Genomic DNA, 23,277 nt, shown 5'->3' with positions numbered 1-23,277 from the left:
ATGACGCGAGGACCGGATGACGACAACGCCACGATCTGGGGCCGGACGGCACGGGACCGAGCGGCCGTAGAAAATCCAACAAAACGGACGGAGCATGCTTTACCCATCGGTCACAATCAGTTCGTGATCACGCAACACCGTTCCTTCACAGTGGCTGCATGACTCCAGAGATGTCTGATGTGACCCGAGCGAAGCACGGACGCCCCGTGCACCACTGGCGACGGGACGTCGTCGAGCTCGCCGCGCTGTTCACGGCCGTCGCCGTGGCCGACGGAGTGGCGAACCTGATCGGACACGGTCCCGGCGGTCCCACTCTGCTGGTGATCTCGGCGCTCGTGCTCGCCGCGACGGCCGGCTTCCACACCTGGTGGGCACGGCGCCACGGACACGCACCGCCGACCAGCCATACCGGCGCCCGGCCGGCCGCCGGGACGCGGTCGGCCGGGCCCTCCGGGCAGCAGGGCGACGACACGGACGACGTGACCGACACGGGTGCGCTGTGGCGGATGCGGACCACGGTGAAGGACGAGCCGGGCTCGCTGGCGGCGCTGTGCACGGCGCTGGCCGTACGGCGCGTCGACATCCTGAGCCTCCAGACGCACCCGCTCGCCGACGGCACGGTGGACGAGTTCCTGCTGCGGGCGCCTGGCGTGCTGGAGGCGGCCGAGATCACCCGGGCGGTCTCGCAGGCCGGCGGCGCGTCCACCTGGATCGAGCGGGCGGACGCCCACGATCTGGTCGACGCCCCCACCCGAGTGCTCGGACTGGCCGCGCGCACCGCGCTGGACGCCGCCGAACTGCCGTTGGCGCTGCGGCAGTTGCTCGGCCGGTGCACGATCCGCTCACTGCCCGGGACACCGGCCGGCGGGGGCCGCGGGCCCGAGCCGGTGCCGGTCGAGGGTGTGCTGGAGGACACCGTGATGCGGCTGCCGGCGCCGGAGGGCGGGGTGCTGACCGTGGAGCGGCCCTATCTGCCGTTCACGCCCACCGAGTTCGCCCGGGCCAGGGCGCTGGTGGACCTCGACAACCGGCTCGGTCCGCGGATCCCGGGCGGCAAGGACGTGCTGACGCTGCCCGAGGGCAACGACATCACCGTCCGCCGGGTGGACACCGGAGACCTGGCCGCGGCGAGGGCGATGCACGAGCGGTGCTCGCCGCGCACCCTCGCCATGCGCTACCACGGCCCGGTCGGCGACGCGGACCGCTATCTGAACCACCTGCTCAGTCCCCGTTTCGGCCGGACACTGGCCGCGCAGACCACCTCCGGCCGCATCGTCGGACTCGGGCATCTGCTGTGGGACGGCGACGAGACGGAGGTCGCGCTGCTGATCGAGGACGACTGGCAGCAGCGCGGCATCGGAGGTGAACTGCTCGGCCGGCTGGTGGCGATGGCCGTGGAGGCCGGCTGCGCGAGCGTGTACGCCGTGACACAGGCGTCCAACACCGGCATGGTCGCCGCGATGCGCGGCCTCGAGCTGCCCCTGGACTACCAGATCGAGGAGGGCACGCTCGTCATCACCGCCCGCCTGAACGCCGCACCGGCCCCCGCCCGGCGCCCCTACGACCCCGCCCTCCGCCACCTGGGCAACCCGGCCCACCGCGACTGACCCACGACGGCCCTTCTACGCGCCCGAGCCTGCCCCGGCCCGGTGCCGGGGAAGGCCCGGTGCCGGGAAAGGCCTTGGAGCGAGCGCCCCGGCGGCTGAGCCGGGACCGACATCCGAGCCCGGGTCGCCAGCTGGAGCCACGGGCCACCGCCGGGGTCCGGACCGGCGGCCGAGCCCAGGTCTGCGGCTGCACCCAAGGTCCACGGCCCGGACCGGGCCCAGACCCGAGACCGACAACCGAGGCCGGACCGGCTGACCGAGCCCGGGTCTGCGGCCGGGCCTGCGGTCGGCGTCACGGTCGGCGGCCGGGCCCAGGGTGCCCTTTAGAGACAGCCGCACCATGAATGCGCCGCAACGACGCTCAGCCACGACGGCGGTGTCCGGGGGTGCCCAACTCACCGGACCCGCCACCGGCACCCACCACCCGCACCCACCACCGCCCGTCACCACTCAGCGCACCGCCTCCCGCAGCGGTACCGGTGTCCGGGTGGGCTCCCCGAGCGCCTGGTCGAGGTCCGTCCACAGATCGCCGACGTCCTCCAGCCCCACCGACAGGCGAAGCAACCGGTCGCTCACTCCGGCACCCCTGCGATCCTCCGCGTCGACGATGCGGTGGCTGATGGATGCCGGGTGCTGGATGAGCGTGTCGACGCTGCCGAGGCTCACCGCCGGGGTGACGAGCCGGACCCGGGGGATGACCTCGTGCGGATCGCCGTGCACCTCGAAGGCGATCATCGCGCCGCCGATGCGCGGATAGTGGACGCGGGCCACCCGCGGGTCGGCGGCGAGCCGGCCGGCCAGTTCGGCGGCGTTGGCGGAGGCGGCCCGCACTCGCACGGGGAGCGTGGACAGTCCCCTCAGCAGCAGATAGCCGGCCAGCGGATGCAGGACGCCACCGGTGGCGAACCGTATCTGCCGTAGCCGGCCCGCGAACTCCTCGTCGCAGGCGACCACTCCGGCCAGCACGTCGCCGTGCCCGCCGAGGTACTTGGTGGCGCTGTGCAGCACCAGGCGGGCGCCGTGCTCGGCCGGGCGTTGCAGGACGGGCGTGGCGAAGGTGTTGTCGGCGAGCAGCGGGACCGAACCGCAGGCGTGCGCGACGGCCCGCAGGTCGATCTCGGCGAGGGTCGGGTTGGCCGGGGACTCCACCATCACCAGGCCGGTGTCCGGGCGCAGCGCGTCGGCGATGCCGGCCGGGTCGGTCCAGGTTACCTCGGTGCCGAGCAGCCCGGCGGTCAGCAGATGGTCGCTGCAGCCGTACAGGGGCCGTACCGCGACGACATGCCGCAGGCCCATCGCGGACCGGGCGAGGAGGACCGCGCTGAGCGCCGCCATCCCGCTGGCGAAGGCTACCGCGGACTCGGTGCCCTCCAGGCGGGCCAGGGCGGTCTCGAAGCGGGCGACCGTCGGGTTGCCGAGACGGCCGTAGACCGGCGGACCGGCCGGGTCGGCGCCGTCGGTGGCGAAGGCGTCGATGCGCGCGGCCTCACCGCGGCTGTCGTACGAGGGGTAGGTGGTCGACAGGTCGATCGGCGGGGCGTGCAGGCCCTGGCGGGCGAGATCGTCGCGGCCGGCGTGCACGGCTTCCGTGGCCAGGGCTCTCGATGCGGTGCGTACGCCGTCGTAGGCACCGGTGCTCGCTGTGTCCATGCGCGGAAGGGTGAACAGTGAACGGTTCAGTCTCTTCGAACACCGTGCTACGTTCGGGCCATGGCCGAATCTGTCGTACTGGATCCGGTGGATCTCCATCTGCTGCGGCTGCTGCAGAACGACGCCCGGACCACCTACCGAGATCTCGCCACGCAGGTGGGCGTGGCGCCGTCGACCTGTCTGGACCGGGTGACCCGGCTGCGCCGCTCGGGCGTGATCCTGGGCCACCAGCTGCGACTGGATCCGGCCAAGCTGGGTCGCGGGCTCCAGGCGCTGCTGTCGGTGCAGGTACGGCCGCACCGGCGGGAGCTGGTCGGGCCGTTCGTGGAGCGCATCCGGGCACTGCCCGAGGCTCGGACGGTGTTCCATCTGACCGGGCCGGACGACTATCTGGTGCATGTGGCCGTCGCGGACATGGCCGATCTGCAGCGGCTGGTGCTCGACGAGTTCACCGCGCGGCGCGAGGTGGCGCGGGTCGAGACCCGGTTGATCTTCCAGCAGTGGGACTGCGGCCCGCTGCTGCCGCCCGACCACGCCCAGAGCTGAATCCCCCCGTACGTGGGTGACGGGATGATCCTTCTCGTACGAGGATGGGTCCATGTCTGAGACCAAGAGCCCGCTGCCCCGCCAGGTGGCAGACGCGTACGTGGACGACCTCATCGCCCTCGACCCGGTCACCGGTACCTACCTCGGTGTGAAGGAGAGTTCGAGCCGGCTGCCCGACTACTCGCCCGCGGGCCAGGCGGCCCTCGCGGAGCTGGCCCGGACCACGCTCGCGAAGCTGGACGAGGCGGAGCGGCAGCCGGGGGCGGACAGTGACGCGGAGCGGCGCTGCGGGCGGCTGCTGCGGGAGCGGCTGACCGCCGAACTCGCCGTGCACGAGGCGGACGAGTACCTGCGCGCGGTCGGCAACATGGCCACGCCGGGCCACTCGGTGCGGGACGTCTTCACGGTCACTCCGGCGCAGACGGACGAGGACTGGGCGGCGATCGCCGAGCGGCTGCGCGCGGTCCCGGGGGCGCTCGCGGGCTACCGTGAGTCACTGCAACTCGGCCTGGACCGCAAGCTGTTCGCGGCGCCACGGCCGACCGCGACGTACATTGAGCAGCTCACCGAGTGGACGGACACGGACGGCAAGGGCCGGGGCTGGTACGAGGACTTCGCCGCCGCCGGGCCGCAGGCGCTGCGCGCGGAACTGGACGAGGCGGCCCGCGCGGCGACCGTCGCCCTGGTGGAGCTGCGGGACTGGCTGCGGGACGTGTACGCGCCGGCGACCGAGGGCGGGCCGAACACGGTGGGCCGGGAGCGGTACGCGCGCTGGTCCCGCTACTTCAACGGCACCGATCTCGACCTGGACGAGGCGTACGCGTACGGCTGGGCGGAGTTCCACCGGATCCTCGGCGAGATGAGGCAGGAGGCGGAGAAGATCCTGCCCGGCGCCGAGACCCCGTGGGTGGCGCTCGCGCACCTCGACGAGCACGGCCGGCACATCGAGGGTGTGGAGGAGGTGCGGGAGTGGCTGCAGGGCCTGATGGACAAGGCCATCGAGGACCTGGACGGCACGCACTTCGAACTCGCCGACCGGGTGCGGAAGGTGGAGTCGCGCATCGCCCCGCCCGGCGGTGCGGCGGCCCCCTACTACACGCCTCCGTCGGAGGACTTCTCCCGGCCCGGCTGCACGTGGCTGCCCACCATGGGACAGACCCGCTTCCCGGTCTACGACCTGGTCTCCACCTGGTACCACGAGGGTGTGCCGGGGCATCACCTCCAGCTCGCGCAGTGGGTGCACGTGGCCGAGAGCCTCTCCCGCTACCAGGCGACGATCGGCGGGGTGAGCGCCAACGCGGAGGGCTGGGCGCTGTACGCGGAGCGGCTGATGGACGAACTGGGCTATCTGACGGATCCCGAGGAGCGGCTCGGCTACCTGGACGCGCAGATGATGCGGGCGGCCCGGGTGATCGTGGACATCGGCATGCACCTGGAGCTGGAGATTCCCGCCGACTCGCCGTTCCACCCCGGTGAGCGGTGGACGCCGGAGCTGGCGCAGGAGTTCTTCGGTGCGCACAGCAGCCGGCCGGCGGACTTCGTGGAGAGCGAGCTGACCCGGTATCTGACGATTCCGGGCCAGGCGATCGGCTACAAGCTCGGTGAGCGGGCGTGGCTGCTGGGCCGGGAGAAGGCGCGTGAGCGGCACGGCGACGCGTTCGACCTGAAGGCCTGGCACATGGCGGCGCTGTCGCAGGGTTCGCTGGGCCTGGACGACCTGGTGGACGAGCTGTCCCGGCTCTGATCGGCCGGCGTCAGCTCCGGAAGCCGCCCTGCGAGTTGATGACCTCCCCGGTGATCCAGCCGGCCTCGTCGGTGGCAAGCCACGCGATGAGGCGGGCCGGATCGTCGGGGAGCCCCCAGCGTCCGCCGGGAAATCGGGCGGCGACGGCGGCATGGGCCTCGCCGGTGGCGTAACCGGTGTCCACCGGGCCGGGGTTGACGGCGTTCACCGTGGTGCCGTGCTCGGCCAGCGGGCCGGCCAGGGAGCGGGTGATCGAGGCGAGGGCGCCCTTCTGGAGGGCGTAGGCGATCTCGCCGGGCATGCCGCCGCCGAGGTCCTGTCCCGAGGTCATCAGCACCACCCGCCCGCCGGGAGCACCGCCGGCCGGCCGGGCGCGCGAGCGGGCGTAGGCCTGGACGAGCAGCAGGACCGAGCGGGTGTCGACCGCCCAGTGCGCGTCGAGCATCGCGCCGTCGATCTCGTCCAGGGTGCCGTCCGAGCCGCTGAGGGCGTGGTTGGCGACGAGGATGTCCAGGCGGCCGAACTCACCGACGACCGTGTCGATCAGGCGAGCCGGTTCCGCCGGGTCGGCGAGGTCGCCGGGTCCGCAGACGACGCGGGCGCCGGGGTCCCCCTGCGCGGCGCGCACGGAGCCGGCGACGGACTCGGGACGGTCGGCGCCCCACGGCATGGCGGCGTCGTGCGGCACATGGTGATGCAGATACACACTCGCCCCGTACGCCGCCAACCGCCGCGCCACAGCGTGCCCGATCCCCGCCCGCCGACTCGCCCCGGTGACCAGGGCGGTACGGCCGCGCAGCGGCAACGGGTCGCGGCGCAGGTCTTCCGGGGCGGGGAGATGATTCGCAGGCATGGCGGAACACCGTAGGCGTCAGGGGGACGGAGCGCGAGCGAATTTGGGGCAGGGGGCGGGAACACCTGGCCTCGCCGTGGGTGGTGGGGGCGTTCCGGATGTGGGGGCAGGCGCCGCACGCAACCGCATCGGACCACCCGCCGAGGCACGAGCCGAGGCCGACGACAAGGCACACTCGCGTGGGGGTCGGCTCCCGGCACAAGCGGATGCGGCCCCTTTCGGAGCGCGGCTGCCGGTCGCCCGCCGAGCGGCACCCTGACACCGGACGCCGGCGCCCCGACAGCCGACGGCGGCACCACCGCACGCCACGACACGTCACCGAGGCAGCCTCCGCAGGCCGGGGCAGGCGGGCACGACCTGCGGAACCAGGCCCCGCCCCGACCCCAGGCACCAACCACCGACCACAGCACCACAGCACGGCCTGCCGCACCGGCCACATTCAGACCCCCGGCCGCCGGCGGCGCCGTAGGTCCCGGCGACCGTGGTCGCGGGCATCCCGTCTCGTGCCGCACGGCGCTCGGCCGTCCGGGTGTCTCCGGTGGCGTGGGCGGGTGGGCGGGGGCTAGCTGGTGCCGGGGGCGATGTGGAGGAGGCGGGCCGGCATGCGGCGGAAGAGGGCGGCGCAGCGGGCGCTGGAGACGCCGCGGGCCGCCGGGCTGGCCGGAGTCGTGTTCGCCCTGTTGCTGGCCGCGGCGATCGTCCTGATCCGACTGGGGATGCCCCAGGGAGCCGGCGCGGTCACCGCCCAGGCGTTCACGAACTCCGAGCGGCGCGACTCGCTGCAGTCGGCCCTCGCGCTCGTGCCGTTCGCCGGCATCTTCTTCCTGTGGTTCATGGCCACGATCCGGGCACATGTGGGTGCGGCCGAGGACAGGTTCCTGGCCACCGTGTTCCTGGGCAGCGGCCTGGTCTTCACGGCCACGCTGTTCGGCGCGGCAGCGGCGGCCGGTGCCGTGCTCTCGGTCCCGCACCCGGCCGGCACGGCGCCCGCGCCCGCGTACTGGGACTTCGGCCGCCATTTCGCGTACACGATGATGGTGGGGTACGGGATGCGGATGGCGGCCGTCTTCGTGTCGGTCGTGTCGGCGATCGGCCACCGTCTCGGGGTCCTGCCCCGCTTCCTCACCGCCCTGGGCCTCCTCACCGCCCTGACGCTGCTCTTCGCCGCGAGCAATGTGCCCTGGTCGGAGCTGGTCTTCCCGGGCTGGTCGCTGGTGCTCAGTCTCTACATCCTGGTGGCGAGCGGTCGTCCCCGGTCACGTCCCGCGCCCCGGGCGTGAGGGATCGAACGTGAGGGATCACCATGGGGCGAAGACGCGCGCCCCGGCGCGGCAGACGACCCGGACGGGGTTCCCCGACGGGCGATCTCTGCGCACCGGACCCATGCTGACAAACGGGACATGACCGCCGTCCGGGGATGCCGCGCGAATCGGCCGGCCCGCACCGGACCTGGCCACCGGAAGGGGCGGAGCGTCGATGCGGCTCGTCGTCGATCTCAACAAATGCCAGGGGTACGCCCAGTGCGCGTTCCTCGCACCCGACATCTTCGCCCTGCACGGCGAAGAGGCGCTGATCTACAACCCGCACGCCCCCGAGGAACAGCGGGAACGCCTGGCCCGCGCTGTCGCCGCCTGCCCGGTGCAGGCGATCACCGCGGACGGGCTGGACGACACGGGAGACGCCCGGGAGGCGTCCGATGCCCGCTGACCACGTCGACTGGCTCCGGCGCGAGGGCCGGATCGTCATCGTCGGCGCCCAGCTGGCGGGCCTGCGGGCCGCCGAGACCCTGCGCGGCGAGGGCTTCGCCGGCGAGCTGACCCTGATCGGTGACGAGCCGTACGAGCCGTACGACCGGCCGCCGCTGTCCAAGTCCGTCCTGCTGGGCATGGCGGCCCCGCACCGCACCGAGCTGCCGCGCCGCCGGGAGATCGACGCCAAGTGGCGGCTCGGCGTCGCGGCGACCGGCCTGGACCTGACGGCCAAGCGGGTACGGCTGGCCGACGGGGACGAGGTGGAGTACGACCGGCTGCTCATCGCGACCGGCGTCCGCGCCCGGCCCTGGCCGAACGAGGAGGAGGCCCGGCTGGACGGCGTCTGCCTGCTGCGGACCCGGGACGACGCGGCCGACCTGTACCAGCGGCTGAAGGCGCGGCCGCGCCGGGTGTTCGTCGTCGGCGCGGGCTTCGCCGGTTCGGAGATCGCCTCGGCCTGCCGGGAGATGGGCCTGCCCGTCACCGTGGCGGAGCGTGCGGGTGCGCCGCTGGTGGGCGCCCTCGGCGGGGTGATCGGCGCGGTCGCCGCCGACCTGCAGATCGAGAACGGCGTCGATCTGCGCACCCGCGTCACGGTGACGGGCCTGGAGGGCGACTCGGCCGGCCGGGTCCGGGCCGTCCATCTGTCCGACGAGAGCCGCGTCGAGGCGGATGTCGTGGTCGTCTCGCTGGGCTCGCTGCGCAACACCGACTGGCTGGCCGGGTCGGGGCTGGGCGCCGGACCCCGGGGCATCGCCTGTGACGCCGGCTGCCGGGCCTTCGACTTCCGGGGCATCGTCACCGACGACGTCTTCGTGGCCGGTGACGTCGCACGCTCCCCGCACGCGCTGTTCGGCTACCAGTTCCTCGCGCTCGAGCACTGGGGCAACGCCGTCGCCCAGGCGGAGACGGCCGCGCACAACATGATCTGCCACGGCGCCGACCGGCGCCCGCACCTGTGGATGCCCGCCTTCTGGTCCTCGATGTTCGGGGTGAACATCAAGTCGGTCGGCGTACCGCCCATGGGCGAGCAGCTCATGATCACACAGGGTTCGCCGACCGAGCGCCGGTTCGTCGGCGTCTACGGCTACCAGGGCCGGATCGTGGCCGCCGTGGCCTTCGACAACACGCGATGGCTGGAGTTCTACCAGCGGCAGATCGAGCGGGGCGCGCCGTTCCCGGTGGAGTTCCCGACGGTGGACCGGCGCCCCGAGGGCCGGCAGCCGGTGGATGCCGACTTCCCCGACCCGGCCCTGCCGACGCACGGCCCCATGGTGACCCTCAGCGGCTACTCGCCCTCCGACCAGCAGCTGCTCTTCCACCCCGCCCGCCACTGACCACCGCCCGGCTCCGACGCTCCAAGGACCTGTCATGCCGTCGATGTTGCGCCAGATCACCGACTTCGCGAACCGCGCCAACCCGTATCCGATCTACGAGGAACTCCGCAGGACACCGGTTCTCCACGAGGAGGACGGCCCCTACGTCGTCAGCACGTACTACGACATCGAGGCCCTGCTCCACGACCCGCGGATCAGCTCCGACGCCGCCAACGTGAGCGCCGGCGGGGAGGACGAGCTGTCCGGGCAGGAGGCCACGGGGCTGCCCCCGAGCTTCATCCGGCTCGACCCGCCGGAGCACGACCGGCTGCGGAGGATCGCCAACAGCTCCTTCGGGCCACCACACCGGCCACGGCGGATCGAGAATCTGCGGGGCGACCTGGAGCAGATCGTCACCGGGCTGATCGACGGCTTCGGGGACGCGCGGCAGATCGACCTGGTCGACCAGTTCGCCTACCCCTTCCCGGTGACCGTGATCTGCCGGCTGCTCGGCGTGCCGCGTGAGGACGAGCCCCGCTTCCGTGCCTGGGTCGACCCGATCGTCGCCGGCCTGGACCCCGACACCCGCACCAGCGCCGACTCCCAGCGGACCGCGCAGGAGGCGCGGCTGCAGCTCGGCATGTATCTGAACGGGCTGGTCGAGCAGCGTGCCAAGGAGCCTCGCGACGACATGCTGTCCGACCTGGTGGACAGCAAGGGTCCGGACGGCTCCATGACGACGATGGAAGTGCTCAGCACGGCGGTGCTGCTGCTCATCGCCGGCCACGAGACGACCGTCAACCTCATCACCAACGGCATGCTCACGCTGCTGCGCCACCCGGAGGTCCTGGAGCGGCTGCGCACCGACCCCGGCCTGTCGGTCAGGATCGTGGAGGAACTGCTGCGCTACGAGCCGCCGGTCCAGCTCCTGCCGCAGCGCACCTGCATCACCGACATCGAGGTGCACGGGGTGACCATTCCCAAGGGCTCACGCATCTGGCTCGTCCTGGCCGCGGGCAACCGCGACCCGGAGCGTTTCAAGGACCCCGACCGTTTCGACCCGGACCGTCAGGACATCCAGCACCTCGGCTTCGGCAGCGGCATCCACAGCTGCTTCGGCGCCCCGCTGGCCCGGCTGGAGGCCCAGATCGCGCTCTCCGAACTGGCCCGGCGGCTGGAGAACCCCCGCCTGGTCGAGGACCCGCCGCCGTACCGGCAGAACCCGGTGCTGCGCGGCCCGCGCCATCTCACCATCGCCTTCGACGGCCTGCGTTGATCTCGGTCAGTGCGCGACACGCCTGAGCTGCACCAGCCCGATCCAGGTCTCCGGCCCGGGCTGCACATACGCGGCCCGCACCGTGTACGTGCCCGCCTCCAGCGGCACCCTAAGGTGCTCGTTGCGGTCGGCCGCCCGGCCCGGCCACGCCGAGTCGAACAGCAGCACCGGCCCGGGCACCCGCCACCTGACCTCGCTCCCCCACACCGCCGCGTCCAGGGCGGCAGGGACCCCGGCCAGGAGTTCGGCCTCCGAGTTCGCGGCGGACCACCGTACGAAGGTGGCGTGGTCCGGCAGGTACGAGGTGGAGGCGGGTTCGTCGCCGAACACCAGGGCCGCGCTGTCGCCGACGGGCAGCAGGCCGACGTAACCGTCGACTTCGCAGGCCCGGTCGTAGTCCGTGTCGAGTTCCTCGCTGTCGGCGCCCGCCCAGAACGGCAGCACCGTCTCCGGAACGGCTATCAGCGGGCCGCCGCCCGATTCCACCCACTCCAGCGCGCCTGGATCCGCGTATCGAGCCATGGGCAGAGAAACTACACGGGTGCCGGTCAGCAGCCGCAGTCGCCTTCGACGGGCCCGGTCAGCGGGTCGGTTTCGCGCTGTGCACCCCCCTGCCAGGTCTCGTAGGCGAAGCCCTCGCGCGCCCAGTACTCGAATCCGCCGAGCATCTCCTTGACCTGGTAGCCGAGTTCGGCGAGGGCGAGGGCGGCTCGGGTGGCGCCGTTGCAGCCCGGGCCCCAGCAGTACGTCACCACGGGCACGGACTTGTCCAGGAGCTGCTCGGCCTGCTCGGGGACGAGCGCGGTGGGCAGGTGGACGGCGCCGGGGATGTGGCCCTGGTCCCAGGACTCGGTCGAGCGCGAGTCCATGACCACGAAGCCGGGGTCGCCGCCGGCGGCGAGCGCTGCGGCCACGTCGGAGACATCGGCGTGGAATGCGAGGCTCGCCCGGAAGTAGGCGGCCGCCTCGGCGGGGGCGGCGGGGGCGACGCGCAGGACGGGGTTCTGGGAAGACGTGGTGGTCATGACCAGAAATCTACGGCCCCGGATGCGCTCCCTGAAGTGACAATCCACGGCCTCACCCTTGCCCAGGCCGGGATTTCCCTGCTATCCATCCCTGATGACCGTGTATTCCCCGGACGCCACCGACTGGCGCATTCTCGAGGTCCTGCAGCGGGAGGGCCGGGCCAGTTACGCCGAGCTGGCGCGGGCCGTCTCCATGTCGCCGAGCGCCGTCACGGAGCGGGTGCGGCGGCTGGAGGAGGCGGGCGTGATCCAGGGGTACGCGGCGGTCGTGGACCCCGAGCGACTCGGGCTGCCGATCCTGGCGTTCGTACGGCTGCGCTATCCGAACGGCAACTACAAGCCGTTCCACGACCTGGTGGCCGCGACGCCCGAGATCCTGGAGGCGCACCATGTGACGGGCGACGACTGCTTCGTCATCAAGGTCACCGCCCGGTCCATGGCGCACCTGGAGGAGATCTCCGGAAAGATCGGCGCGCTGGGCTCGGTGACCACGAGCGTCGTGTACTCCTCTCCGCTCCCCCGGCGCGCGCTGGGCCGCTGAGCTTTCGAGCGCCGTCCTGGGGTATGGACCCGGGTGGTTGCCGTTCGTCGGCCGGGGGAGGCAACACGTGCGGAGATCAGCGGGCCTTGACCACAGACGGTGACGGGGACAACGCCCCGCCGAGTGACAACCGGAGGGACCGGGGGAACCGGGGGACCAGCCAGGGTCGTGCCCTGTCAGACGCCCCGCTGCCGCAGCGCCGACCCCGATCTGCCCTTGGTGACCTCCAGTTGGGCGTGGATCCGTCGCCGCAGGTCGGGGACGTGGCTGACGATGCCGACGCTGCGGTCGCGTTCGCGCAGGGAGTCGAGGACGTCCAGGACCTCGTCCAGGGTCTGGTCGTCGAGGCTGCCGAAGCCCTCGTCGATGAAGAGGGTGTCGAGGCGGACGCCGCCGGCCTCGTCGGTGACGACGTCCGCGAGGCCGAGGGCGAGGGCGAGGGAGGCGAAGAAGGTCTCGCCGCCGGACAGGGTGGCGGTGTCGCGCTCGCGTCCGGTCCAGGCGTCGACCACGTGCAGTCCGAGCCCGCTGCGGCCGCGCCCGGTGCGGTCGTCGGAGTGGACGAGGGTGTAGCGGCCCGACGACATGCGCTGCAGCCGTGCGGTCGCGGCGGCGGCGACCTGTTCCAGCCGGGCCGCGAGCACATAGGACTCCAGGCGCATCTTGCGTTCGTTGTCGGCGGAGGTGCCCGCGGTGAGGGACGCGAGGCGGGCGACCCGGTCGTACTCCTCGCGCAGTGGGGCGAGGTGCCGTACAGCACCGGTGGCGTGCGTGGAAAGGCGGTCCAGCTCGGCGCAGCAGCGGGCCGCCGCGTCGCGCGCGGACGCCGCCTCGCGCAGCCGGTGCTCGGCCGCGGCGGCCGTGCGCTCTGCCGTGGCCAGGTCGGCGGGCGGGCGCTGTGCCGCGGCCGCGGTGTCGGCCTCGGCCAGCACCGCGCGTACGGCGGCCTCCTCCGCCTGCCAGGCGTCCAGCCGGCGCTGCAGCTCGCGGTGGGCCGCGGCGTCCAGCAGGGCGGCGGCCGCGGCCTGCGGGGTGTCGAAACCGGCCCGGTAGGCCGCGTCGGCGAGCCGCGCGTCGGCGTCCTTCAGGCGCTGGGCGGCGTCCTCGGCGGCGCGTACGGCGTCGGCGGCGTCGGTGAGCAGCGCGGCCTGCCGCTCCAGTTGCGCGGCACGGGCGGCCACGCTGCCGGAGCCGCCGCGCGCCTTGGTCAACTCCATTTCCAGCTGGGCCTGTTCGTGCTCCAGGGCCTCGCGTCGGGTGAGCCGGGAGGCGGCCCGGACGGCGGCCTGCTGGCGGTCGGCGAGGCGTCGCTCGCGCTCGTGTTCGGCACGCCGCAGCTCCTCGTGGGCGGCGTGCAGCGCGGAGGCGTCCCGGCGTGCGCGGGCGTACGCGTCCTCCAACTCGGCAGCAGCCTCTTCGAGTTGCGCGGTGGCTGTGTCGCCGGCCTCGGCGGTGGCGGCGGCCAGGGCCTCGCGGACGACGCCGAGGCGCCGCTCGTCCTCGGTGTGCCGGGCAGCTGCCTGCTGCCAGGCCTGATGGGCCTGCTCCTCGGTCTCGCGGTCGACGTGTCCGGCGACCTTGCGGGCCGGCGCCGGGTGTTCGGTGGCTCCGCACACGGCGCAGGGTTCGCCGTCGGTGAGGTGGGCGGCCAGTTCGGCGGCGATGCCGTTCAGGCGCTGTTCCTTGAGGTCGAGCCAGTGGGCGCGGGCGTCGAGGGCGCGCTGCTCGGAGGCGCGTGCCCGGTGCTGTGCGTCCTCCAGGTCGGCGGCCAGCTGGTCCCGGGTACGGGCCGCGTCGAGGCGGCCGCGCATCGGTTCCCGCTGGACGGCGAGCTGTTCGGCGCGGGTGGCCGCCTCCTGCGCGGAGTCGACGCGGGACTGCAGCGCCGCCCGGGTGGCGTCCCATGCGGCGAGCCAGGTCTCGGCCTCACGGAGCACGTCCTCGTCGGCGCGCTCCTGGCGGTCGAGCCCGGACCGCTCCTCGGCCAGCTCGGCGACCCGCCGCTCGGCGCGCCGGGCCGCGTCCAGGCCGCCCAGTTCCTCGGCGGTCCGGCGGGCGGCGGCTGCGAGTCCGGCCGCGCCCGCGTCGGCGTGGGAGTCGGGGAGCAGGCCACGCGTGCGTGCCTCGGCCGCGGCCGCCCTGCGGTGCTCCTCCTCGGCGGCCTCGCGCAGCTCCAGCGCGGGCGCGACCGACTCCGCCTTGCGGGACCGCTCCATCCGCCGCTGGGCCTCGTGATGGGCGCCGGCCCCCTCCTGGAGCCGCTCGGCGCGCTGCCGGGCCTCGGTGAACCGGTTCTGCAGGCGGCCGAGTTCGCGTACGTCGTCCAGGGCGCGTCGGGTCTCGGCATGGGCGGACTCGGCGGCGGCGAGCCGGCAGTGGGCGACGGTGAGGCGTTCGCGGGCGGTGGAGCGGGCGACGGCGGCGGCGCCGAGGACGGCGCCGGCCAGCCCCGGGTCGCCGGGGGCCAGCTCGGGCAGCTCCATGGCGTCGCCGGCCGCCTGTTGCATGCGGTGGGCGTCGGCCAGCAGTGCCGCGTCGCCTTCCCGCACACGTGCCTCGGTGGCGCGGCGGCGCTCGGCGAGGCGTTTTTCGACGTCCGCGAAGCGCTGGGTGTCGAAGAGGCGGCCCAGCAGCCTGCCGCGGGCCTCGGCGTCGGCGCGCAGGAAGCGGGCGAAGTCGCCCTGGGGCAGCAGGACGACCTGGCAGAACTGCTCGCGGCTCATGCCGAGCAGCTGGGTGACCTCCTCGCCGATCTCCTGGTGGGAACGGCTGCGGTCCTTCCAGGCGCCGACCGCACTGTCGTACTCGCGCAGCCAGGTCTGGGCCTTGTCGACGGTCGTGCCGGTGCCCCGCAGTTTGGGCCGCTCCCAGGGCGGCTGCCGGGTGATCTCCAGGCGGCGGCCGGCGACGGTCAGGTCGAGGCGGACCTCGGTGCGGGTGCTCGGCTCGGCGTGGTCACTGCGCAGGTGCATGCCCTGGCCGCTCTGCCGGGCGCCGGGAACGGAGCCGTACAGGGCGTAGCAGACGGCGTCCAGGACGGAGGTCTTGCCGGCGCCGGTGGGTCCGTGCAGCAGGAACAGCCCGGCGGCGGACAGGGCGTCGAAGTCGACGCTCTGGGAGCCGCCGAAGGGCCCGAAGGCGGTGAGGTCGAGCCGGTGCAGCCTCACCGGGCCACCTCACGCACGGCGGCGTCGGCGCGCACGGCGTCGAAGGCCGCGCGCAGCACGGCCGCCTCCTCCTCGTCGGGCCCGGCGCCGCGCACATGGGCGACGAAGTCCTGGGCGATCTGCTGGTCGCCGCGGCCCGCGAGGCGCCGGGCGTACGACACCTGGGGGTCGTCCGGAGCGCGTTCCGGGGCGAAGACGAGGCTGAGGATGTGCGGGAAGCGCTCGGTGAGCCGGGCCATGGGGTCGGCGGGGCGGACCGCGTCGGTGAGGGTGGCTTCGACCCAGGCTTCCTCGTGACGGGCCGGCGCCGGATCGGTGAGGAGGCCGTCCAGCGTGCCCTTGATACGGGCCAGCGGGCGCGGCACCGGGCAGTCGAGGCGCTCGGCGGAGACGGACCCGTCGCCGCCGAGGTCGACCAGCCACATGCTCTTGCGGTGGCCGGCCTCGGAGAAGGAGTACGCGAGCGGGGAGCCCGAGTAGCGCACGCGCTCGGTGATGGTCTGGCAGCCGTGCAGATGGCCGAGCGCCACATAGTCGACGCCGTCGAAGACCCCGGCCGGTACGGCGGCGACCCCGCCGACGGTGATGTCCCGCTCGCTGTCGCTGGCCTCGCCACCGGTGACGAAGGCGTGGGCGAGGACGACCGAACGGGTCCCCGGCGCGCGGGTGGCGAGGTCGGCGCGGACGCGGTCCATGGCGGCCGACAGTACGGCCTCGTGGCCGGCCTTCTCCACCGCGAACTCGTCCTTCACCAGGGCGGGTTCGAGATAGGGCAGCCCGTAGAACGCGACGTCCCCGTGTGCGTCGGTCAGCACGACCGGGGTGCCGGCGGCCGACGGCTCGGTGCGCAGATGGATGCCCGCGCGGCCGATGAGCCCGGCGCCGACGCCGAGTCGGCGGGCCGAGTCGTGGTTGCCGGAGATCATCACCGTGGGCACACCGAGATCCGCGAGGCGGTGCAGGGCGTCGTCGAACAGCTCGACCGCGGCGAGCGGGGGCACCGCCCGGTCGTACACGTCGCCCGACACGACCACCGCGTCCACCGCGCGCTCGCGCACGGTGGTGACGAGGTGACCGATGAACTCGGCCTGGGCCCCGAGCATGTTCACCCGGTGGAAGGCCCGGCCGAGATGCCAGTCGGACGTGTGCAGGAGTCTCATGATCCCCGAGACTAACGGCCGGGTCTGACATCACGGGCGGTTACTCCCGTATCGGCCGGCACGATCGGTCAACATTGGCAATATTCGCCCGAATTGGGGCGGGATGTCTGGTATGTCAGGCATCTCCGTAGGCTTCGCCGCCCAGTTCGAACCCCGCCGTGCCCGCCGTCGCATCGGCGAGCCAGGCGCGGAAGGCGTCCACGTCCGCGTCCGGCAGGCCGATCTCGATGGTGACCGCCTCGGCGTAGCGGACGTCCCGCACCTCGCGTCCGGTGGCGCGCAGGTCGTTCTGGACCTTCCCCGCGCGCTGGTGGTCGACGGTCACCGTGGCCAGCCGGAAGCGGCGCCTGGTGATCGTGCCGAGCGTGTCGAGGGCCTCGCCGACCGCGCCGCCGTAAGCCCTGATCAGCCCGCCGGCGCCGAGCTTGACGCCGCCGTAGTAGCGGGTGACGACCGCGACGACGTAGCGCATCTCACGGCGCAGCAGCATCTGGAGCATGGGGACGCCGGCCGTGCCGCCCGGTTCGCCGTCGTCGCTGGCCTTCTGCACGGAGGCGTCGGCGCCGATGACGTACGCCCAGCAGTTGTGGGTGGCGTCGGCGTGCTCCTTGCGTACGGAGGCGATGAAGTCCTGCGCCTCCTGCTCGGTGCCGGCCGGGGCGAGGGCGCACAGGAAGCGGGAGCGGTTGATCTCGATCTCGTGCACGCCCGCGTGGGCGACTGTGCGGTACTCGTCCTGCATCCCGTAAGCGTATGCGCTCCCTTGGGGGCGCCGGGACGGGTGGTGCCGCTGATGGCGTGGTTCGTCTGCGGGGTCGTCATGGCTGGTCGCGCCCGCGCGGCGGAGCCGCATGTCGATACCGCCGCGCCCCTTCGGGGCGCTACTCCTTTCGTCCGCGTGGCACGGTGAACGACGTCAGGAGGGCCGTGCCGGGGCCGAGGGCGGCCCAGCCGGTGCCGTGCCAGGAGAGGACGGCGATCGCGGAGGTGGGGAACTTCGTCCGCACCCGCTCCAGCGTGTCCTCGAGACCGTCCCGCGCCAGTTCCAGGACGAGCTCCTCGAGACCGGGGTTGTGCCCGACCAGCAGCAGCGTCTCGACCTCGGGCGGTGTCTCGCGGACCACCTCCAGCAGCTCCGGTACGCCGGCCGCGTACAACCGCCGGTCGTAGCGCACCGGCGGCGGGGTGCCCCACTCGGCGGAGGCCAGCTCCCAGGTGCGGCGGGCGCGTACGGCCGGGGAACACAGAGCCAGATCGGGCAGGGAGTCGGCCTCGGCCAGTGCGCGTCCGGCGGCCGGGGCGTCCCGCAGGCCGCGCGGCGCGAGCGGCCTGCGGTGGTCCTCGACGCCCTCGGGCCAGGCGGACTTGGCGTGCCGCAGGACCACCAGCCGGCGCAGCGGCCCCGTGCCCGCCCGCGCGATCACACCAGGCTCCCGAGGTCGCGGGCCAGGTCGAGGGCCAGCAGGCGGTCGGCGTAGACATACGTCTCGAAGCGGGCTCCGTCGGGCAGGTCCGGGGCGCTCTCCACGTCCCGCAGCACCTCCAGCACTCCGGGCAGATCGAGGTCGTCCTCCCACGCGGAGCGCAGCCGCCCCCGCACCTCGTCCGGCACGGGCCGCGAAGGCCGCCGCGCCCACCCGGCCACGGCCCGCCGCCACCGCCCCAGCCGCCCGGCGGCCTCCTCCAGCACACCCGGGTCCACCCGGACGGGCTCACCGCGCGGGACGGAGAGCAGAGCCAGCCTGAAGGCACAGGGGTCGGAGAGGAGGATCGGGAACGCGGGGTGCGCAGGAGGCTCGGAGCCGGAGGTGGCCTCGGGGGCGTGGCCGGCAGCATCCACTCCCCGCCCGCTCATCGGCTCCCCCGTCCACTCCACCGGGGCGACCCACACCACCGGCCCCCCGCCGGAGGAACCCGGTGTCTCGGCCGTCACGTGGATCACCTGCGCCTCCCCCAGACCGGACGCGAGGTCGTGGGCGTCCTCGAACGGGCGGATGGCGAGGGTGGTCGCGGCGGTGCGGAGGTCGTCGGGGTGATGGGGTGCTGCGAGGGCCGCCCAGACCGGGGTGCCGCCCAGTTCCAGGGCGCGGACCAGGACGTCGGCGGTGAGCAGCACGCGCAGGACCGTGGGGTCGAGGCCGCAGGCGTGTGCCTCGATGCGGGTCAGGCCGCGGCGGGCGGGCGCGGCGGGGACGGGCTCACCGGTTCGGGCGTCGAGGATGCGCAGCACGGGCTGAGCGTAGGCGGGCGGACGGTCGTACGCAGGCATCTCGTGTCCATTTCGGACATGGTGGCGAGGTGGCGGGCCGGGAATCCCGAGCCGCGGGGGTGCTGTTGCCCAGGGGAACAGTTTCCCGCAGCCCCGAGGAGGCGGCCGTGTACGGCGACGAAGCGACGATCCGCAGGATCCTGACCGAGCTGGGCGACACCTGGGCGGTGGTCGGCCTGTCCACCAACCGGAGGAGGGCCGCGTACGGGGTGGCGCAGGTGCTGCAGCGGTTCGGCAAGCGGATCGTGCCGGTGCACCCGAAGGCCGAGACCGTGCACGGGGAGCAGGGGTACGCGTCCCTCGCGGACATCCCCTTCGAGGTCGACGTGGTCGACGTCTTCGTCAACAGCGAGCTGGCCGGCGCGGTGGCCGACGAGGCCGTGACCACGGGTGCGCGGGCGGTGTGGTTCCAGCTCGACGTCGTGGACGAGGCCGCCTACGAGCGGACCCGGGCGGCGGGGCTGGACATGGTCATGGACCGGTGTCCGGCGATCGAAATTCCCCTTCTGGGCTAGTGAATCTCTCCTTCTACTCACAATTGGCGGTTGAATATTGACATTCCGGCCACGCTTCTGACCTGTGACAACCCCGTGACCGAGTGTGGGCCCAAGACACCGAAGATCCCGGGTCAAATTTTGGTTAACAGTCTTTTGCTCACTTGGAAAGGCTCCCTAGCCTGTGGCCTCCTTGCTCGTTAACGCTGCGTATAGATCTGAGAGGCCACTAGACATGGCGAAAGTCGACCAGGCTGCTACGCCGGTAGCCACAAGCGACACCGGCGGCGGCCTGCGCCGCGATGTGGGGCTCATCGGCCTGATGTGGGCTTCGGTGGGTTCCATCATCGGCTCCGGCTGGCTCTTCGGTGCCGAGAAGGCCGTCGTGGCGGCCGGCCCCGCGGCGATCATCTCGTGGATGATCGGTGCGGTGGCGATCGTGCTGCTCGCCCTCGTGCACGCCGAGCTCGGCGGCATGTTCCCGGTGGCGGGTGGTACCGCCCGCTACCCGCACTACGCCTTCGGCGGCCTGGCCGGCATGTCCTTCGGCTGGTTCTCCTGGCTGCAGGCCGCGACGGTCGCGCCGATCGAGGTCGAGGCCATGATCGGCTATGCCAAGCACTGGCACTTCGCCGACGGGCTGCAGAACGCCAACGGCACGCTGACGACCAGCGGCATCGTCGTCGCGGTGCTCCTCATGGCCGTGTTCGTGGCGGTCAACTTCCTCGGCGTCCGCATCCTGGCGCACACCAACAGCGCCGCCACCTGGTGGAAGATCGCGGTCCCGCTCGCGGCGATCTTCATCATCGCGATCGGCAACTTCCACCCGGGCAACTTCACCTCCGAGGGCTTCGCTCCGTTCGGCGCCAAGGGTGTCCTCACCGCGATCAGCTCCAGCGGCATCATCTTCGCCCTGCTCGGCTTCGAGCAGGCCATCCAGCTGGCCGGTGAGAGCCGCAACCCGAAGCGTGACCTGCCGCGCGCCACGCTCGGCTCGGTCGCGATCGGCGCCGTGATCTACCTGCTGCTCCAGATCGTGTTCATCGGCGCCCTGCCGCACGCCTCCTTCGCCAAGGGCTGGGCGCACCTGGCCTACGCCGGCATCAGCGGCCCCTGGGCGGGTCTCGCCTCGCTGGTCGGTCTGGGCTGGCTGGCCTGGGTGCTGTACGCCGACGCGATCATCTCTCCCGGCGGCACGGGCCTGATCTACACCACCGCCACGTCCCGCATCTCCTACGGCCTGGCCAAGAACGGCTACGCGCCGAAGGTCTTCGCCAAGACGGACGCGCGCGGTGTGCCGTGGTTCGGCCTGGCGATGTCGTTCGTGACCGGTGTGATCTGCTTCCTGCCGTTCCCGTCCTGGCAGACGCTGGTCGGCTTCATCACCTCGGCGAGCGTGCTGATGTACGCGGGTGCCCCGCTCGCCTACGGCGTCTTCAAGGACCGGCTGCCGAACCACGACCGTCCGTACAAGCTGCCCTTCGGCAACATCATCTCGCCGCTGTCGTTCGTGGTCGCCAACCTGATCATCTTCTGGTCCGGCTGGGACACCCTGTGGCGCCTGGGCTTCGCGATCCTGATCGGCTACGTGCTGCTCGGCTCCTACGCCTGGTACGCGATCAGCAAGAACCTGCCCAACGCGCCGCGCCTGGACTTCAAGGCCGCGCAGTGGCTGCTCCCCTACCTGGCGGGCATCGGTGTGATCTCGTACCTGAGCACCTTCGGCGGTACCGGTGACCTGCCGCTGTGGTGGGACATCCTGGTCGTCTCCGCCTTCTCGCTCGGCATCTACTACTGGGCCAAGGCGACCGCCTCCGCGCCCGAGCAGATCGAGCGTGACATCGAGGAGGTCGTGGTCACCGACGCTCCGGCGCACTGACCCCGCCTCTCCCCTGGTGTCCCGTCGGCCGACCCCGGCTGACGGGACACCGTCATAATGCGGGGGTGATCCTCCCTTCCCCCCACCTCAACTCCGCGCCCGAGGAACGCCGTACGGTCGTCGTCGTGGGCGCCGGGCCGGCCGGGCTCACCGTCGGCGGCATCCTGCGGGCCGCATCCGTCGACTGTGTCGTCCTGGAGACCGAGAGCAGGCAGTTCATCGAGACCCGGCCCCGGGCCGGTGTCATCGAGGAATGGGCCGTGCGCGAGCTCGGCCGACGCGGACTGTCCGAACGGCTGCCGGAGCGCGCCGAGTCGCACAGTGCCTGCGAGTTCCGCTTCGAGGGCGAGCGGTACCGCTTTCCCTACGCCGACCTGACCGGCAGCCATCACTACGTCTACCCACAGCCGTTGCTGGTGACGGACCTGGTGCGGGAGTACGCCGACGTACGCGGCGGCGACATCCGCTTCGGCGTGCGCGACGTCACGCTGCACGACCTGGACTCGGACCGGCCCGCGGTGTCGTACCGGTGCCCGCGGACGGGTGAACGGCGGCTGCTGCGCTGTGACTTCGTCGCGGGCTGCGACGGGGCGCGTGGGGTGACGCGGGACGCGATACCCGTCGAGCGCCGGCGGATCGCACGGCAGGACGACGGCATCGGCTGGCTGGCGCTGCTCGCGCAGGTCCCGCCGTCGACGGACTGCGTCCTGTTCGGCGTCCACCCGCGTGGTTTCGCCGGCCAGATGCCCCGCAGCCCGGAGCTGACCCGGTTCTACCTCCAGTGCCCGCCCGGCGACGATCCGGAGAACTGGCCGCACGACAGGGTCTGGACCGAGCTGCGCGAGCGGCTCGGTGCGGCCGGAGCACCTCCGCTCACCGAGGGCCGGCTGGTCGAGAAGCGCGTCCTGGACATGCACCACTACGTCGTCGAACCCCTCGCCCACGGACGGCTGTTGCTGGCCGGCGACGCCGGTCATCTGGTCGCACCCATCGCCGCGAAGGGCATGAACCTCGCCCTGCACGACGCCTTCCTCCTCGGCGACGCGCTCGCGGCACACGTCACGAAGGGCGACGGCACCGGGCTGGACGGCTACTCGGCGGCGTGTCTGCGCCGGGTGTGGGACTACCAGGAGTTCTCGCAGTGGCTGTCGGACATCTACCACGGTGTGGCGTCCGGCGACCCGTTCCGCGCCGGCACCACACTCGCCCGACTGCGCCGCCTGTTCACCTCACCGGCCGCGGCGGCGGCCTTCGCGGAACAGTACCTCGGCACCGCGCCCGCCTACTGATTTCGGCGGCGGCGTGGGCGGGCAGCGTGGCTCGCCCGGCTGACGACGCGATGGGCAGATCTGTTCCACCGCGGGCCGCCCCGACCCTCGCCTGACCTGTGGTTCTCACCAGGGCCCCCGGAACAGGTCTGCCATGCCCCGGCCTCAGGCGACGCCGAGGCCCTCCAGCACCACGGCGCCCGGCAGTTCCGTGAGGGCCTTGCCGGGTACCAGGAGCTTGCCGCGCCGGCGGCCGCTGCCGACAAGGACGTAGGGCAGGTCGACCACGGCCGAGTCGATCAGCAGCGGCCAGTCGGCGGGCAGTCCGACCGGAGTGATGCCGCCGTACTCCATGCCGGTCTCGCCGGTCGCCGTCTCCATCGAGGCGAACGAGGCCTTGCGGGCGCCGAGTTGGCGGCGGACGACGCCGTTGACGTCGACCCGGGTGGTGGAGAGCACCACGCACGCCGCGAGGGTCGTCTCGCCGGCCCGCTTGCCCGCGACCACCACGCAGTTCGCCGACTGCTCCAGCAGGTCCCGGCCGTAGTGCTGCACGAAGACGGCCGTGTCGGCCCAGCGCGGGTCCGTCTCGACGTAGAGGACGCGGTCGGCGGGGACACCGCCCCGCCAGGCGCGTACGGCGTCGGCGACCGGGGCGGTCAGCTCCTGCAGGCAGTCCGTGACCGGGGTGGCGGTGTCGAAGTCTCCGATGGGTGCGCGCATGTCCGCAC

Annotated in this window: 21 protein-coding genes; 11 read left to right on the top strand and 10 right to left on the bottom strand. The window is 72.8% G+C overall.

What is annotated here, in order from left to right:
- Nucleotides 1-158 precede the first annotated feature (158 nt).
- Entirely contained in the window at nt 159-1,607 is a 1,449-nt protein-coding gene (locus SRB17_RS25805) for a GNAT family N-acetyltransferase (protein ID WP_194294140.1), read from the top strand.
- A 450-nt stretch (nt 1,608-2,057) separates the two neighbouring features.
- On the opposite strand, the gene SRB17_RS25800 is transcribed toward SRB17_RS25805, so the two are convergent.
- Complete coding sequence (locus SRB17_RS25800) at nt 2,058-3,257, bottom strand: trans-sulfuration enzyme family protein (RefSeq protein WP_153542546.1); 1,200 nt, start codon at nt 3,255-3,257, stop codon at nt 2,058-2,060.
- 60 nt (nt 3,258-3,317) lie between these two features.
- On the opposite strand from SRB17_RS25800, the gene SRB17_RS25795 reads away from it, so the two are divergent.
- Entirely contained in the window at nt 3,318-3,803 is a 486-nt protein-coding gene (locus SRB17_RS25795; protein WP_153542545.1) for an Lrp/AsnC family transcriptional regulator, read from the top strand.
- Between the two features lie 52 nt (nt 3,804-3,855).
- Nucleotides 3,856-5,547, top strand: coding sequence for a DUF885 domain-containing protein (locus tag SRB17_RS25790; protein WP_153542544.1), 1,692 nt, complete (start codon nt 3,856-3,858; stop codon nt 5,545-5,547).
- A 10-nt stretch (nt 5,548-5,557) separates the two neighbouring features.
- Here SRB17_RS25790 and SRB17_RS25785 read toward each other — a convergent pair whose 3' ends face one another.
- Nucleotides 5,558-6,400, bottom strand: coding sequence for an SDR family oxidoreductase (locus tag SRB17_RS25785; RefSeq protein WP_153542543.1), 843 nt, complete (start codon nt 6,398-6,400; stop codon nt 5,558-5,560).
- 602 nt (nt 6,401-7,002) lie between these two features.
- Here SRB17_RS25785 and SRB17_RS25780 point away from each other — a divergent pair.
- The 4 genes from SRB17_RS25780 (at nt 7,003) to SRB17_RS25765 (ending at nt 10,743) form a co-directional block, all read left to right on the top strand.
- Nucleotides 7,003-7,680: a hypothetical protein gene (locus SRB17_RS25780; RefSeq protein ID WP_153542542.1), complete on the top strand. Its 678-nt coding sequence runs from the start codon at nt 7,003-7,005 to the stop codon at nt 7,678-7,680.
- A gap of 196 nt (nt 7,681-7,876) precedes the next feature.
- Entirely contained in the window at nt 7,877-8,107 is a 231-nt protein-coding gene (locus SRB17_RS25775) for a ferredoxin (RefSeq protein ID WP_153542541.1), read from the top strand.
- On the top strand, nt 8,097-9,488 hold the full coding sequence (locus SRB17_RS25770; RefSeq protein ID WP_153542540.1) for an NAD(P)/FAD-dependent oxidoreductase: 1,392 nt from the start codon (nt 8,097-8,099) through the stop codon (nt 9,486-9,488). Before SRB17_RS25775 ends, SRB17_RS25770 begins: the two co-directional genes overlap by 11 nt.
- 34 nt (nt 9,489-9,522) lie before the next feature.
- Nucleotides 9,523-10,743, top strand: coding sequence for a cytochrome P450 (locus SRB17_RS25765; protein WP_153542539.1), 1,221 nt, complete (start codon nt 9,523-9,525; stop codon nt 10,741-10,743).
- A 6-nt stretch (nt 10,744-10,749) separates the two neighbouring features.
- Here the strand turns inward: SRB17_RS25765 and SRB17_RS25760 are convergent, their stop codons facing one another.
- Both SRB17_RS25760 and SRB17_RS25755 read right to left on the bottom strand, forming a co-directional pair.
- Complete coding sequence (locus SRB17_RS25760) at nt 10,750-11,265, bottom strand: immunity 21 family protein (protein ID WP_153542538.1); 516 nt, start codon at nt 11,263-11,265, stop codon at nt 10,750-10,752.
- Nucleotides 11,266-11,291: 26 nt separating this feature from the next.
- Nucleotides 11,292-11,768, bottom strand: a complete 477-nt coding sequence (locus tag SRB17_RS25755) for a rhodanese-like domain-containing protein (RefSeq protein ID WP_153542537.1) — start codon at nt 11,766-11,768, stop codon at nt 11,292-11,294.
- A gap of 94 nt (nt 11,769-11,862) precedes the next feature.
- On the opposite strand from SRB17_RS25755, the gene SRB17_RS25750 reads away from it, so the two are divergent.
- Nucleotides 11,863-12,309, top strand: a complete 447-nt coding sequence (locus SRB17_RS25750; RefSeq protein WP_153542536.1) for an Lrp/AsnC family transcriptional regulator — start codon at nt 11,863-11,865, stop codon at nt 12,307-12,309.
- Between the two features lie 176 nt (nt 12,310-12,485).
- On the opposite strand, the gene SRB17_RS25745 is transcribed toward SRB17_RS25750, so the two are convergent.
- The 5 genes from SRB17_RS25745 to SRB17_RS25725 form a co-directional block, all read right to left on the bottom strand.
- Nucleotides 12,486-15,476 (bottom strand): SMC family ATPase, encoded by a 2,991-nt coding sequence (locus SRB17_RS25745; protein ID WP_323376240.1) that lies wholly within the window; start codon nt 15,474-15,476, stop codon nt 12,486-12,488.
- Nucleotides 15,473-16,636: an exonuclease SbcCD subunit D gene (locus SRB17_RS25740; RefSeq protein ID WP_153542535.1), complete on the bottom strand. Its 1,164-nt coding sequence runs from the start codon at nt 16,634-16,636 to the stop codon at nt 15,473-15,475. Before SRB17_RS25740 ends, SRB17_RS25745 begins: the two co-directional genes overlap by 4 nt.
- 115 nt (nt 16,637-16,751) lie before the next feature.
- On the bottom strand, nt 16,752-17,378 hold the full coding sequence (locus tag SRB17_RS25735; RefSeq protein WP_153542534.1) for a YigZ family protein: 627 nt from the start codon (nt 17,376-17,378) through the stop codon (nt 16,752-16,754).
- A gap of 139 nt (nt 17,379-17,517) precedes the next feature.
- On the bottom strand, nt 17,518-18,060 hold the full coding sequence (locus SRB17_RS25730) for a histidine phosphatase family protein (protein WP_323376239.1): 543 nt from the start codon (nt 18,058-18,060) through the stop codon (nt 17,518-17,520).
- On the bottom strand, nt 18,057-18,905 hold the full coding sequence (locus SRB17_RS25725; RefSeq protein ID WP_153542533.1) for a hypothetical protein: 849 nt from the start codon (nt 18,903-18,905) through the stop codon (nt 18,057-18,059). The genes SRB17_RS25730 and SRB17_RS25725 overlap by 4 nt, the downstream gene beginning before the upstream one ends.
- 107 nt (nt 18,906-19,012) lie before the next feature.
- On the opposite strand from SRB17_RS25725, the gene SRB17_RS25720 reads away from it, so the two are divergent.
- The 3 genes from SRB17_RS25720 (at nt 19,013) to SRB17_RS25710 (ending at nt 22,567) form a co-directional block, all read left to right on the top strand.
- Nucleotides 19,013-19,420, top strand: a complete 408-nt coding sequence (locus tag SRB17_RS25720; RefSeq protein ID WP_323376238.1) for a CoA-binding protein — start codon at nt 19,013-19,015, stop codon at nt 19,418-19,420.
- 214 nt (nt 19,421-19,634) lie between these two features.
- Nucleotides 19,635-21,278 (top strand): APC family permease, encoded by a 1,644-nt coding sequence (locus SRB17_RS25715; RefSeq protein ID WP_153542531.1) that lies wholly within the window; start codon nt 19,635-19,637, stop codon nt 21,276-21,278.
- A 65-nt stretch (nt 21,279-21,343) separates the two neighbouring features.
- Nucleotides 21,344-22,567 carry a 4-hydroxybenzoate 3-monooxygenase gene (locus SRB17_RS25710; protein WP_323376237.1) on the top strand — a complete coding sequence of 408 codons (1,224 nt, stop codon included), beginning with the start codon at nt 21,344-21,346 and terminating at the stop codon, nt 22,565-22,567.
- A gap of 144 nt (nt 22,568-22,711) precedes the next feature.
- Here SRB17_RS25710 and SRB17_RS25705 read toward each other — a convergent pair whose 3' ends face one another.
- Nucleotides 22,712-23,269: a YbaK/EbsC family protein gene (locus SRB17_RS25705; RefSeq protein ID WP_153542529.1), complete on the bottom strand. Its 558-nt coding sequence runs from the start codon at nt 23,267-23,269 to the stop codon at nt 22,712-22,714.
- Nucleotides 23,270-23,277 lie beyond the last annotated feature (8 nt).

Source organism: Streptomyces sp. RB17, from assembly GCF_009604455.1.
Lineage (GTDB): Bacteria > Actinomycetota > Actinomycetes > Streptomycetales > Streptomycetaceae > Streptomyces.
This window is presented reverse-complemented; position numbering and strand designations above follow the sequence as displayed.

Coding starts and splice junctions, on each gene's coding strand:
- SRB17_RS25805 (WP_194294140.1), top strand. CDS start 159: ATGACTCCAGAGATGTCTGATGTGACCCGAGCGAAGCACGGACGCCCC.
- SRB17_RS25800 (WP_153542546.1), bottom strand. CDS start 3,257: ATGGACACAGCGAGCACCGGTGCCTACGACGGCGTACGCACCGCATCG.
- SRB17_RS25795 (WP_153542545.1), top strand. CDS start 3,318: ATGGCCGAATCTGTCGTACTGGATCCGGTGGATCTCCATCTGCTGCGG.
- SRB17_RS25790 (WP_153542544.1), top strand. CDS start 3,856: ATGTCTGAGACCAAGAGCCCGCTGCCCCGCCAGGTGGCAGACGCGTAC.
- SRB17_RS25785 (WP_153542543.1), bottom strand. CDS start 6,400: ATGCCTGCGAATCATCTCCCCGCCCCGGAAGACCTGCGCCGCGACCCG.
- SRB17_RS25780 (WP_153542542.1), top strand. CDS start 7,003: ATGCGGCGGAAGAGGGCGGCGCAGCGGGCGCTGGAGACGCCGCGGGCC.
- SRB17_RS25775 (WP_153542541.1), top strand. CDS start 7,877: ATGCGGCTCGTCGTCGATCTCAACAAATGCCAGGGGTACGCCCAGTGC.
- SRB17_RS25770 (WP_153542540.1), top strand. CDS start 8,097: ATGCCCGCTGACCACGTCGACTGGCTCCGGCGCGAGGGCCGGATCGTC.
- SRB17_RS25765 (WP_153542539.1), top strand. CDS start 9,523: ATGCCGTCGATGTTGCGCCAGATCACCGACTTCGCGAACCGCGCCAAC.
- SRB17_RS25760 (WP_153542538.1), bottom strand. CDS start 11,265: ATGGCTCGATACGCGGATCCAGGCGCGCTGGAGTGGGTGGAATCGGGC.
- SRB17_RS25755 (WP_153542537.1), bottom strand. CDS start 11,768: ATGACCACCACGTCTTCCCAGAACCCCGTCCTGCGCGTCGCCCCCGCC.
- SRB17_RS25750 (WP_153542536.1), top strand. CDS start 11,863: ATGACCGTGTATTCCCCGGACGCCACCGACTGGCGCATTCTCGAGGTC.
- SRB17_RS25740 (WP_153542535.1), bottom strand. CDS start 16,636: ATGAGACTCCTGCACACGTCCGACTGGCATCTCGGCCGGGCCTTCCAC.
- SRB17_RS25735 (WP_153542534.1), bottom strand. CDS start 17,378: ATGCAGGACGAGTACCGCACAGTCGCCCACGCGGGCGTGCACGAGATC.
- SRB17_RS25725 (WP_153542533.1), bottom strand. CDS start 18,905: ATGCCTGCGTACGACCGTCCGCCCGCCTACGCTCAGCCCGTGCTGCGC.
- SRB17_RS25715 (WP_153542531.1), top strand. CDS start 19,635: ATGGCGAAAGTCGACCAGGCTGCTACGCCGGTAGCCACAAGCGACACC.
- SRB17_RS25705 (WP_153542529.1), bottom strand. CDS start 23,269: ATGCGCGCACCCATCGGAGACTTCGACACCGCCACCCCGGTCACGGAC.